Source organism: Streptomyces sp. NPDC057445 (assembly GCF_042802855.1).
In the GTDB taxonomy this organism is placed as follows: Bacteria; Actinomycetota; Actinomycetes; order Streptomycetales; family Streptomycetaceae; genus Streptomyces.
Genome location: NZ_JBHVDH010000022.1, coordinates 1 through 12504 on the forward strand (window position 1 = coordinate 1; position 12504 = coordinate 12504).

7 protein-coding genes are annotated in these 12504 nt (G+C 72.2%); 3 read left to right on the plus strand and 4 right to left on the minus strand.

Annotated elements, in window-relative coordinates:
* Positions 1 to 447: 447 nt before the first annotated feature.
* Entirely contained in the window at positions 448 to 1080 is a 633-nt protein-coding gene (locus tag ACFU5O_RS30895) for a MarR family winged helix-turn-helix transcriptional regulator (RefSeq protein WP_384245489.1), read from the minus strand.
* Positions 1081 to 1220: 140 nt separating this feature from the next.
* Here ACFU5O_RS30895 and ACFU5O_RS30900 point away from each other — a divergent pair, with 140 nt between their 5' ends.
* Positions 1221 to 2510: an MFS transporter gene (locus tag ACFU5O_RS30900; protein ID WP_384245621.1), complete on the plus strand. Its 1290-nt coding sequence runs from the start codon at positions 1221 to 1223 to the stop codon at positions 2508 to 2510.
* Between the two features lie 61 nt (positions 2511 to 2571).
* Here the strand turns inward: ACFU5O_RS30900 and ACFU5O_RS30905 are convergent, their stop codons facing one another.
* Both ACFU5O_RS30905 and ACFU5O_RS30910 read right to left on the minus strand, forming a co-directional pair.
* Entirely contained in the window at positions 2572 to 4251 is a 1680-nt protein-coding gene (locus tag ACFU5O_RS30905; RefSeq protein ID WP_384245491.1) for a SpoIIE family protein phosphatase, read from the minus strand.
* Between the two features lie 220 nt (positions 4252 to 4471).
* Positions 4472 to 5953, minus strand: a complete 1482-nt coding sequence (locus ACFU5O_RS30910) for an NAD(P)/FAD-dependent oxidoreductase (protein ID WP_384245493.1) — start codon at positions 5951 to 5953, stop codon at positions 4472 to 4474.
* Positions 5954 to 6291: 338 nt separating this feature from the next.
* On the opposite strand from ACFU5O_RS30910, the gene ACFU5O_RS30915 reads away from it, so the two are divergent.
* Positions 6292 to 7140, plus strand: coding sequence for a TetR/AcrR family transcriptional regulator (locus ACFU5O_RS30915; RefSeq protein ID WP_384245494.1), 849 nt, complete (start codon positions 6292 to 6294; stop codon positions 7138 to 7140).
* A gap of 437 nt (positions 7141 to 7577) precedes the next feature.
* The gene (locus ACFU5O_RS30920; protein ID WP_384245495.1) at positions 7578 to 9560 is read left to right on the plus strand and encodes a sigma-70 family RNA polymerase sigma factor; all 1983 of its coding nucleotides are present in this window, start codon (positions 7578 to 7580) and stop codon (positions 9558 to 9560) included.
* A 186-nt stretch (positions 9561 to 9746) separates the two neighbouring features.
* On the opposite strand, the gene ACFU5O_RS30925 is transcribed toward ACFU5O_RS30920, so the two are convergent.
* A complete protein-coding gene (locus ACFU5O_RS30925; protein ID WP_384245496.1) occupies positions 9747 to 11864 on the minus strand; it encodes an asparagine synthase-related protein in 2118 nt (705 codons plus the stop codon).
* Between the last annotated feature and the right edge of the window lie 640 nt (positions 11865 to 12504).

A 12504-nucleotide genomic window follows, 5' to 3' on the forward strand; every position in this document is an offset into this window, starting at 1 on the left:
GGCTTTCCTCCGGGCGCTTCCCTTCGGTCTTTCGTGTTTCCAGCTTAGCAGATCCGATTTCCGTTTCTGCCACCCGCTGGAGCGGGCTGCCGGGCTGTTCCTCCGCTTTCGCGAATTCCCTTTCCGGCGATTCCGACTCTATCAGATCCTTTCGGGCCCGATTCCCCGTCGGAGCGGGTTGCCGTTCCGGCCTCGCGGCCGTTCCGACGCTCAAACTCTAGCGGATTTCCCAGGCGACTCATAATCGAGCCATTCGAAATGAATTTCGGCATGCCGAAATTCGTCCCGGTTGGGGATCGTGCTGAGTTTGGTTGCCGCCATCGGCGGCCGGATCGGTCATCGCAGAACCGTTCCGGCCCCGTGACAACTCGAAGAACCTTACGGATCGAGAAGGGGCGTGTCAACCCACCCGTTCGTCCATCTTCGCGACACCTCCCGGCAGGCAGGTCAGTCCAGGTCGGTGAGCCGACCGCCCGCGTCCGGCTGGGCGTGTTCCACCCGGCGCAGGACCCGGATGAGCATCTCGCCCAGTACCCCGCGCTCCTCGCTGGACAGGTCCTGGAGCAGGTCCTCCTCGAAGGCCGTGGCCATGCGCATCGCCTCCAGCCACTTCGCACGGCCCTCGTCCGTCAGCTCGACGATCACCCGTACCCGGTTGTTCTCGTCGCGGTCCCTGGTGACCAGGCCCTCGCCCGCCATGCGGTCGATGCGGTGGGTCATGGCGGCCGGGGTGAGGCCAAGACGTTTGGCGAGTTCTCCCGGACCCAGGCGGTAAGGGGCACCGGAGAGAACCATGGTCTTCAGCACCTCCCACTCCGCATTGCTGATGCCCAGCGCGGCGACCTGGCGCCCGTAGGCGACGTTCATCCGGCGGTTGAGCCGGCCGAGGGCGGAGACGACCTTCTCGACCTGGGGGTCGAGGTCACGGAACTCGCGCTGGTAGGCGGCGATCTGCTCGTCGAGGCTCGACTCCTGCGAGGTGCCGTCGACCTGGGGCGGCTGCGACGGCTGCGAGGCCTGGGGGGCCTGGGAGGCCTTTGGGGCCTGCGTGCGGCCGGCTCGCTGGGGGGTGTCGGACATGCGCCTCACTATCGCATGCATCGGGTTGGCTTCTAAGTCCTTCGATGTGTATTGTTCAGATCCTAACTTTAGTTTCGAAGTCTTCAAGCTTCAGTCCTCCAGCGGCTGACCGACCGAGGCAGGTGAGTGTGACCAAGGCGATGGGCGCTGCGATGCGCCGGATCCAGGCAGGGAACGTGCTGAGCGCGTTCGGGCTCGGGTTCACCGTTCCGTATCTCTACGTGTATGTGGCTGAGGTGCGTGAGCTGGGCGCCGGTACGGCAGGCGCCGTGCTCGCCGTCTTCGCCATGGCCGCCCTCGTCGTCCTCCCCTTCACCGGGCGTGCCATCGACCGCCGGGGCCCGCTGCCCGTGCTCGTCGTGGCTGCCCTGCTGGCCTCCGCCGGTGCGCTGACCATGGGACTGGCCGGCAGCGTCCCGGCGGCCGTGCTGTCCGCCGCGCTGCTCGGCGCCGGTACCGCCGTGATGCAGCCCGCGCTGGCCACGATGATCGTGTGGTGCTCCAGCCCCTCCACCCGTACCAGGGCTTTCGCGACGCAGTTCTTCCTGCAGAACCTGGGGCTGGGTATCGGAGGGCTGATCGGAGGACAGCTCGTCGACGAGAGCCGTCCCGCCAGCTTCACCCTGCTCTTCGGCATCGAGGCGGCGATGTTCGTGGTGCTGGCCGCGATCGCCGCGACCGTGCGGATGCCGGCCTGTCCCGCGATCCCGGACGCGATGCCGGAGAACACCGAGGCCAAGGCCAAGGGCGGACTGCGGGCCCTGCTCGGTCACCGCGCCATGGTGCAGCTGTCCGTGCTGGGGTTCGTCCTCTTCTTCGCCTGCTACGGACAGTTCGAGTCCGGGCTGGCGGCGTACGGCACAGAGGCCGCCGGGATCGACCCTGCGACGCTGGGCTACGCCCTGGCCGCGAACACGGCCGTGATCGTGATCGCGCAGTTCCTCGTACTGAGGTTCGTCGAGCGGCGTCGGCGTTCGCGCGTGATCGCCGCGGTCGGGCTGATCTGGGCCGTCGCATGGCTCTTCGCGGGGTACGCGGGCCTCGGGCACGGCAGCCAGGTCATGGCGACGGCCGCGTTCATCTCGACGTACGCGCTGTTCGGGCTGGGCGAGGCGATGCTGTCACCGACCGTGGCGCCGCTCGTCGCCGATCTGGCGCCGGAGTCGATGGTCGGGCAGTACAACTCGGCATTCGCCCTGGTCAAGCAGCTCGCTCTGGCGGTCGGACCTGCCGTCGGCGGGCCCATGGGGGCGGCGCTGCACGGACCGTACATCGTCACGTTCGTGCTCTTCTCCCTCGGTATCACCGCCCTCGCCCTGCGACTCGGGAAGCAGCTCACACCGGTGCAGGACCGGCCCGCGCTCGCCTCGAGGTCCCGGATCGTCGCCCGGCACCGGCCGAGGCAGGACAAGATCGAGGCCACTGCCTAGCGCGGTGACCTCCGGCCCGGCCGCGGAGCCGGGCCCTGACGGGACCCCGGCCCAGGGTCCCCTAGTCGGGCAGCGCGAACTCGCACCACACCGCTTTGCCGCCGCCGGGAGTGCGGCGGCTGCCCCAGGACGAGGCGATCGTCGCGACGATGGAGATCCCGCGGCCCGCCTCGTCCTCCGTTTCGGCGCGGCGACGGCGCGGCAGATGGTCGTCCCCGTCCGTCACCTCGATGATCAGTCGGCGGTCGGTACGGCGGAGCCTCAGCCGCATGGGCGGCGTGCCGTGCAAGAGGGAGTTCGCGACGAGCTCGCTCGCGGCGAGCACGCCCAGGTCGCGCAGTTCGTTCGGGAAGCGCCAGGACGCGAGCACGCCGGAGGCGAAGGCACGCGCGCGCGGAGCGGCCTCGACGCCGCCGAGCAGCTCCAGGGCCGCGTTGTGGAACAGCTCCGCGTCCGCTCCGGTGCGGGTGGGGTGCTGGAGGACGAGGACCGCGACGTCGTCGTCATGCTCGGCCGTCACGCCCAGGGACCGGATCAGCCTGTCGCAGACCACCTGGGGTGCGCCCGTCGCTCCCGCCAGCGCCCGTTCCAGAGCCGCGAGGCCCTCGTCGATGTCCTCCCCGCGCCGCTCGACAAGACCGTCCGTATAGAGGACGGCGACGGAGCCGGGCGTGAGCGGGACCGTTCCGGAGGTGTGGAGCCAGCCGCCGGTGCCGAGCGGGGGGCCTGTGGGCTCCTCGGCGCGATGGACCATTCCGTCCGCGTCGCGTACGAGGATGGGCAGGTGGCCCGCCGAGGCGTAGACGAGCCGTCCTTCGTTGGGGTCGTGCACCGCGTACACACACGTGGCGATCTGGCTCGGGTCGATCTCGGCGGCCAGCCCGTCGAGCAGCTGCAGCACTTCGTGCGGGGGAAGGTCGAGCCGGGCGTACGCGCGGACGGCGGTGCGGAGCTGGCCCATGACCGCCGCGGCGCGCACCCCGCGGCCCATGACGTCGCCGATGACGAGGGCGGTGCGGCCGGCGCCGAGGGTGATCACGTCGTACCAGTCGCCGCCGACGGCCGCGTCCGTGCCTCCCGGGCGGTACTCGGCGGCGATCCGCAGATCGTCGGGCTGCTCCAGCTCCTGCGGGAGCAGGGAGCGCTGGAGGGTAACGGCGGTTTCGCGGTGGCGGCGCTCGCTGGCGCGCAGGCGCTCGGCGGCCTCGGCGTGATCGGTGACGTCTGCCGCGAAGACGAGGACACCGCTGCCGTGACCGCTGCCGGCGCCGTCGTGACCTGCCGCGGGGTCGGGGGCTCCGGCGGGCAGGCAGGTCACCGTGTAGGAACCTCCGCCCTGGATGCGGCGGGACTTCACGGTGCGCGGCTTTCCGCTGCGCAGCACCTGGTCCATCAGCGGCAGCAGACCGAGCTCGGCGAGTTCGGGGCAGGCCTCGGCGGCGGGAGCCCCGGCCGGCCGGGGGCCGAACGCGGCGGCGTACGCGTCGTTGACGTACGCGATGCGGTGCTCGGGGCCGTGGACGAGGGCGACGAGGGCGGGTAGCCGGCCGAGCAGCTCCCGTACGGAGAACTGCTCGAGCGCGGGCGCGTCCGCCCGAACCGCCAGGTCGGGGGCGTCGGACGGGCGCTCCGGCCGCTGGTCGTACTCACCGCGGGCCGCGGGCACGGAGCCACGGTCGGTCCGCGCTGCGGCTCGACGCTGCGTGCCGGGGAGCCGGGCGCTCCAACGCGTGAAGTTCACGGATTTTCAAGCCTCGTGTTTGATTGCTGGTCGTCTCGGATGGCTGCGACCGGGGTGTCGGCCGAGGGGTGCGGGGGTCGGTCCCGGCTCGAACGGCCGGGCCTCGTCCGCTGGTTGCCGGTAGTCGTCGTGGTCGCGGCACGGGAGAGCTCACTCTGTGCAGGTGTCGAGCCCACCTATCGTCACACGTCCAGTGTGACCGACCGCACTGACAACGGCGTCAGTCAGCCCCCGGGCCCGTCCCCGGGCTCTCGCCCGGTGCCGGTCCCTGGCGTTCCCTCCCGCTCCTGGGCGGGTCCTCGTGGCGGCGTGTGAGGGGTTTGGACGGGACGGCTCCCGCGGCGAGTTCGAACTCGGCGCGCGGATGCTCCAGGGACCCGAGGGAGACGATCTCACGTTTGAAGAGGCCGGAGAGCGTCCATTCGGCCAGGATGCGTGCCTTCCGGTTGAACGTGGGCATCCGGCTCAGGTGGTACGCACGGTGCATCAGCCAGGCCGGACAGCCCTTGAGTTTCCGCCCGTACACATGCGCCACGCCCTTGTGCAGCCCGAGCGAGGCCACGGATCCGACGTAGGCGTGGGCGTATTCCTTGAGAGGCCGGCCGCGCAGTGAGGCGACGATGTTCTCGGCGAGCACCTTGGTCTGGCGGACGGCGTGCTGGGCGTTGGGGGCGCACTCCTTGCCCGGTTCGTCCGCCGTGATGTCCGGCACGGCGGCGGAGTCCCCGGCCGACCAGGCGTGCTCGGCTCCCTCGACGGTGAGGCGGGCGGTGCACTTGAGGCGCCCGCGCTCGTTGAGCGGAAGGTCGGTGGCGGCGAGCAGGGGCGCGGGCTTGACGCCCGCGGTCCACACGACCGTGCGGGTCGGCAGGCGGGTGCCGTCGCTGAGGACGGCGACGCGGTTCTCGCAGGACTCCAGGCGGGTGTCGAGGCGGACGTCGATGTTGCGGCGGCGCAGCTCGCGGATGGCGTACTTGCCCATCGTTTCGCCGACTTCGGGGAGGATGCGGTCGGTCGCCTCGACGAGGACCCATTTCAGGTCCTCGGGCTTGATGTTGTGGTAGTAGCGCGTCGCGTAACGAGCCATGTCCTCCAGCTCGCCGAGCGCTTCGACGCCTGCGTAGCCCCCGCCCACGAAGACGAAGGTGAGGGCCGCGTCGCGCAGGGCGGGCTCGCGGGTGGAGGAGGCGATGTCCATCTGCTCGATGACGTGGTTGCGCAGGCCGATGGCTTCTTCGACGGTCTTGAAGCCGATGCCGTACATGGCGAGGCCGGGGATCGGGAGGGTGCGGGAGACCGAGCCGGGGGCGATGACCAGTTCGTCGTAACCGACCTGGACCGCGCCGGTGCCCTCCTCCTCGGTGGCGAGGGTGATGAGGGTCGCGGTGCGTTTGGAGTGGTCGACCGACCTGACCTCGCCGATGACGATCTTGCATCTGTCGAGGACACGGCGGAGTGGGACCACCACGTGGCGGGGCGAGATGGAGCCGGCCGCCGCCTCGGGGAGGAAGGGCTGATAGGTCATGTACGGCTCTGGCGTCACGACGAGGATCTCGACCTCGCCACGACCCAGCTCGGCCTTCAGTTTGTCCTGGAGGCGGAGCGCGGTGTACATCCCCACGTAGCCGCCGCCGACGACGAGAATGCGCGTGCGCGGCGAGGAGCCGGGGGTCGTGTCCCGGGAGTATGCAGCCTTCACCATCCCATGACGCAACGGTCCCAGGAGTTTGTCCACAGGCTCGGCAGATTGTGTGACCGGAGGTTTTGGCCGGGCATCGCGGGTCCGGCTCGGGGCCCCGGTGAAGGTGCGCAGGTCAGGGTGGGCGAGGGGGGTAGCGGGAGCGGGCCGAATCGGGAACGTTCCGGCCCTTGCTCCGATCGGGGGGCACACCGTGCGGAAGAGCCCCTTCTGAATTGACCTCGACTCAACTATGTTCGTACTTCGTCGGGGTGTCGGGACGGTGACTCGTCCCATTCACCTCGGCTGTCAGGGGAGGGGAGTCTCCGGGGGGAGACGAGATCATTACCGGGGGAACGGGTATGCACATTCAGGATTCGCATTGGCAGGCTGCTGTCGCCTCCGACGGCAACGGACGTGCCGTGACGGGGGCGCTGGCGGGGGCAGGGACCGGTGGAGCCGTGACCGGGGCCTTGACCGGACCGACCGGGGCGGCAGGGCGTTCGACGCCGCTGCGCGTGGACGCGCAGCGCAATCTGGAGCATGTTCTGCGGGCCGCGCGCGAGGTGTTCGGCGAACTGGGCTACGGCGCGCCCATGGAAGACGTGGCACGCCGGGCGCGGGTGGGGGTCGGCACGGTGTACCGCCGCTTCCCCAGCAAGGACGTGCTGGTCCGGCGGATAGCCGAGGAGGAGACCGCCCGGCTCACGGAGCAGGCGCGTACGGCCCTGGGGCAGGAGGAGGAGCCGTGGTCGGCGCTCTCACGCTTCCTGCGTACGTCGGTCGCATCGGGTGCGGGCCGGCTGCTGCCGCCGCATGTGCTGCGGGTGGGTGTGGACGACTCGACGGTCGTTCCCGAGGTCATCGGCAGTGGCGGACAGGAGGTCCGGCGCGACGGCCGTGACGAGGCGCGGGTGCCGCAGCAGCGGCACGGGTTCGGCGGTCAGCCCGATCTGCGGGTGGTCTCGGCTCGGCCGACGACGCCGGCCGAGCAGGACGACGCGGGCGCGGGTGAGCTGCTGGAGGTCGTGGGGCAGCTGGTCGACCGGGCGCGGGCTGCCGGTGAGCTCAGGACCGATGTCACCGTGGCCGATGTGCTGCTGGTGATAGCCACGGCTGCGCCGTCCCTGCCGGACGCGGCGCAGCAGGCTGCGGCTTCGGCTCGGCTGCTGGACATTCTGCTGGAGGGTCTGCGGTCGCGGCCGGTGTGACGGCCGGCTGGTGGGACCGCCGGGGCGGTTTTCGCCTTCGCGGAGCGTCCTGGTGCGAGGGCTTCGCTCACCGGACGGCTCGGTTGCGCGGGCAGGTCGGCTCTCGGAGCCATCCCTCTCAGGGCCGTGCGACCAGAGCCGTGCGACCAGACGACCCGGGCTCTTCCGCCGGTGCCCATGCGTTCTCGACCCTGCCGGGTGGGCTGCGCCGTTGACGGTTGCGAGGACATGGCGCCTCGATGGGCATGCGGGCGTACGGTGCGGTCGTATACGGCCGCACCGACCCCCAGCATTCCCCGTACAGATGAACGCTCGTGCTCGATTTCGGAAAGTTTCCCCGGATGAGTGGATGCCGTACGGGTAGCTCCTGACGGCGAATTCCCTGTGGCAGTCTGGGCCGGTGTTCGGGTCAGTGCATGCGTACGGGGGCTTCCTCGATGAGCGGTGACGGTCGGGACGAACCACTCGGCGGTGCGACAGGGCCGGATACCGGCGGGTCGCCGCATCGGCAGGTCCCGAGCCAGGGCGGACCCGGCCATGCGATGCGGGGCAGGCACGCTGCGAGGCCCCCGAGGGCGAGGGACACCGGCGCGAGTGTGCCGCCCCAGCGCGGAGGCCGGGACAAGGCGGCTGCCGCCGATCGGCAGCCGTCCGACGCCGACTTGATACAGCGGATGCGGGACGGCGACGACGGTGCGTACGAGGAGCTGTTCCGCCGGCATGCGGCGGCGGTACGCCGATATGCCCGTACGTGCTGCCGCGATGTGCACACCGCCGACGACCTGACGGCCGAGGTCTTCGCCCGCATGCTCCAGGCGGTGCGCGGCGGGGCCGGGCCCGAACAGGCGGTGCGGGCCTATCTGCTCACGACCGTGCGCCGGGTCGCCGCGGCCTGGACGAAGTCCTCGAAGCGGGAGCAACTGGTCGAGGACTTCGCGGTCTTCGCCGACCGGGCCGCCCGCGTCGCCGGTGCGGCGGGCGGCCTCGCTCCCGGCGCGGACGTCCGGGCCATGCACGACGCCGAACGGTCGCTGGCCATGCAGGCCTTCCGCTCGCTGCCCGAGCGGTGGCAGACGGTCCTCTGGCACACGACCGTCGAGAAGGAGACGCCGGGCGAGGTGGCCCCGCTCCTGGGACTCACCGCCAATGCCACCGCGGTGCTCGCCAGCCGTGCCCGCGAAGGCCTCAGGCAGGCTTATCTGCAAGCCCATGTGAGCGCCGCGCTCACCTCGAGCGGGGACTGCGCGCGGTATGCCGACCGGCTCGGGGCGTATGCCCGGGGCAGTCTTCGGATGCGGGCCGAGCGCGGGCTCCGCAAGCACCTGGACGAATGCGCCAGGTGCCGACTGGCCGCGGGCGAGCTGGAACAGGTCAACGAGGGGATCCCGGCACTGCTGCCGGTCGCGGTCATCGGCTGGTTCGCCGCCGGACACTCGCTCAAGGCCGCCGGGATCGCGGCGGGCGGTGTTGCGGGCGGGGCAGGAGCGGGCGCTGCCGTTTCCGGCACCGGGTCCGTCGGCGCGGCAGACGCAGGGGGCTCCGGGTCCGGGGCGTCCGGAGAGGCCGCGTTCCCGGAGGGTCCGGGGGCTCAGGCCAAGGCCGGACTCGCTGCCGCCGCCGCGGCGCTTGCGGCGGCAGCGGGGCTTGTGTTCGCGCTCTCAGGGGCCTTGCAGCACCCGCCGGAGCCCGAGGCGAAGCCCCCGGCTGCCCAGCCCGTCGTACCGGAGGAGGCTGCTCAGTCGCCGGGGGCGGAGCTCCCGGATCCGTCCGCGCCTGCGGCGCCCGGGCCGGTCCTGCCCTGGCACGAGCCGCCGTCCGGGCGGACCACGGGCCTCGTGGCGGCCAGGCCTCCTGCGCCCGACCACACTCCCGACTCCACCGCGGCGCCCGATCCGACACCGGACCCGGATGCGGACGCGGAACCCCGACCGGGGTCGGGATCGGCCACGGCCGGGCCGCGGCCGACCTCGCCGACGCCGACCGCCCCGACGGTGTACCAGGTCGATCAGTTGGACTACCGGGCGTTCGGCGACCACACCGAGCCCGAAGTGCGGCTCAGTGAGAGCAGCTGGCTGTGGCAGCGCCAGGGCATGTCGATCGGCGGGACCCGCTACGGGCACGGCGTCTCGGTCCACGCCAGGTCGTCGATCACCATCGACCTGAACCGCGCGTGCGGCACGTACAGCGCGCTGGTCGGCGTCGACGACACGACCCCAGGGCCCGGCCCGGTGCGCTTCGCGGTGTACGGGGACGGGGCGCGGCTGTGGCAGTCGCCCGTGATGCGCCGCGGTGACGCGGCGGTGCCGGTGAGCATCGGTATCTCCGGGCGCGGGACGATCAGGCTCGCCGTGGAACGGCACACGCCGCTCGGCTCTGTGGCGCTGGCGGACTGGGCCCGCGCCCGGATCAGCTGCGGCTGAGCGCGGACGCTCGCCGGAACGGCGCTCGGCCGAACCGCGCTCGCCGGAACGGCGCTCGCCCGAACCGCGCTCGGCCGCCGACCGGCCGGCGCGAACCCGTCCGGCCGGAGCCGCCGACAAAGCGCCGTCCTCGAGGAGTCGAGTCCTGAACCGACGCGCGGCGACCGCACCGAGGCACCCTCAGCGCTACGCCTGCAGGGTCCGCCTCGGAGGAACCCCCGCCGCGACCGCACGGCGCCGGGGGGCCGCCGTACCCGTCCAGCACGTTCCACGGCGGGCCAGCAGACGGCGAAGCCACAGCTCCGTGGAGACCAGGTCGGCGAGGCCGTCCAGCGGCACCGGCTCCCCCTCCGACGCCGCGCGCAGCGCCTTGCGGACCACTCGCGCCTCGACGATGCCCGCGTCCGCGAGGAGAGGCGTGTCGAACAGGGCGAGCAGCTCGGGCAGCGCGATCCGCAGGCCCGAGGTCGTCGCCGCCGTCGACGCGGCCTGGGACGTCGCGCCCCAGCCGGGCGGCAGGTCGTGGATCCCCGCGCCCGCGAGCACCGAACGAAGGACCGTCGCCCGGGCACCCGGCTGGACCCGCAGTGCCTCTGGCAGATCGCGTGCGGCCCGGACCACCTGGTTGTCGAGAAAGGGCGCGTGCAGCCGCTGGCTCCGTACCTCCGCCGCCTGTTCCAGCACCCGGTGGTCCGCCGCGTGCCGTGCCAGCGCGGCACGGGCACGTGCCTCCCCCGGCCGCTGCACGGATGTGGGCCGGGTCGCGGCCTGTTGCAGGCGAACCGATACTTCAGCGAGCGCCTCACCGGTGAGCCACCGCGCGGCCGGGCCGGGTCTGGACCACGCGAGTGCCGCCAGGGAGGCCCCGAGGGGCCCGTTGACCGAGGCGGCCGCGCGATTCGCCTCGGGCAGCCGCGCCGCCGCCGACTCGAGTCCGGCCCGGTAGGACGTGCGCGCCAGCCGGCGCGCCGCCCTGTAGACGGTCAACGGAACGAGCAGCGACCCCGCCGATGTCCCCTGAGCCCGCGCCAGTGCCGAGACGGGCCGCAGCAGCGGCCGGCGCCGGCGGTCCATCAGCAGGTCGGCGAGCCGGGCCGGATGGGCGTCCAGGACCTGTCGCGCGCCCAGCCCCGTGAAGTGGTCGGCGCTGCCCGCGGCGAGTCGGCGCCGGTGGCGTTCCGCCACGACCAGGGACGGGCCCGGCTCGTCGGTCAGCGGCCCGGACTCCAGGTCCGCGTACGGCAGCGCCTCCTCCCCGGCCGCGACGACGACGTGGTGCAGACGCGGGTTCTCGGCGATGGCACGGGCCCGCTCCAGCTCTGCCTCCCGGCCGATGCCCGCCGTCAGGTCGTTGAACGTGACCGCCAGCAGCCGCTCGCCCGCCCCTGTGCCATGTCCGAGTATCGTGCCCGGCACCCCGGGCAGCCCTGCGGCGAGCAGCGCCAGTGTCCCGGAGGCGCTGCCACCGGAGAGGTCCGCTCCTATGCCGGGCGCGGGTGCGCCCCGTGCGGCGCGCCGTTCCGCCGGCCCCATCCCGGGCACGGGGCCGGGATCGGGCGGCAGGGTCCCGGGCGCGTGCCGGGGCGCGGTGAGTCTCGCGCGTACGGCGTCGACGAGCGCGTCCCGCATCGCGTCCATCGCCCGGTGGGCGTCGAGCTGGGCAGCGGCCACGGCGAGCGAGGCGACCGGTTCGTAACCGGTGATCTCGCGTGAGCCCTCGCGCAGGATCAGCGCGTGGCCGGGCGGGATGCGCTTGACGCCCGCGTAGGGAGTGGAGTCCCGCAGCGCCTCGGGGGTCTCGGGGCATGCCAGCAGCGCGGCGAGGTAGCCGATGTCGAGCTGGGCCTCTATGAGGTCGGCCAGGGGCAGGGCCGCGGTGGCGTACGCCGTTCCGTTGGCCCACGGGGTGTAGAAGACGGGCCGGGCTCCGGCCAGATCACCGGCGACGGTGATCCGGCGGCCGACCTGGACGACGGCGGTGTAGCTGCCGGCCCATGCGGTGAGATGACGCAGAGCGCCCCCGCGCGCCGCGAAGAGGCCAACCCGGAGTTCCTCGTCGCTGGCTGCGCAACAGCCCAGCACGGCAAGGCGGGTGAAGGGGTCGACGGTGACAACGCGTACTTCGTCGGGCCGCCAGTCGCCGACGGCCCAGAGCGGATCGGGGTCGCCCCACAGCAGTTGCGCGCCGACAGGGTGGACGGTACGGCTCTCCTCACCCGGGCTCGAGGCGCCGGCGACGGTTCCGACGGAGCCCGCCGTGCCGAAGCTCGCGGCGACACTGCTCCACCCGACCAGCCACCGCATCGCGCCTCCACAGCCTGTGGACAACCCTCGGTACATCCCGATGAGGACATGCTGCCACGACAACGGCGCACAGGAGGGGCTCCGGGTCGCGTGCGCAAAAATGTGAACACGCCCCTGGCATTGGCCATTTACCGACGGCCGGACGGCCCTTCGCCGCGCCCCGGAGGCCGTCGGAGCCACCCGAACGAAGGGCGGCATTCGGCCATTCTCCGAACACCACAGAACCGAACATCCGTCCAGGTATTCGGTCGCACGCACAGTCCGGGAGGCGCTGTTCGCCTCCCGGACCGGTCCGCCGCCCGCGGGGATTGGGACGGCGGTGTCCCCCAGCCCACTGGATCCCTGTGCCAGCGGGCCGACCCACGCAGCACTCATCGAAGCGCTTGCGCCACGACCGGACGAGAGCGCACGAACGGGCGCACAGCCACACAGCGGGAGCACGGCGGCCCCCCGGCCTGAACCCGAACAGACAACAATCCCGCCATAGGGAACACCGCCTCTTAACGGTAGGGATCCGGCGAACTACGCTGTGTGTCACTGCTGTTCTCCGCGGGGGGTGCATATTCCGAGGGGTTCGGCCACGCGCTCTTGCGTCGGGGCCCGGGCTCGTCGGCGGAGCCGTCGGCGGATGCCGCGTCCC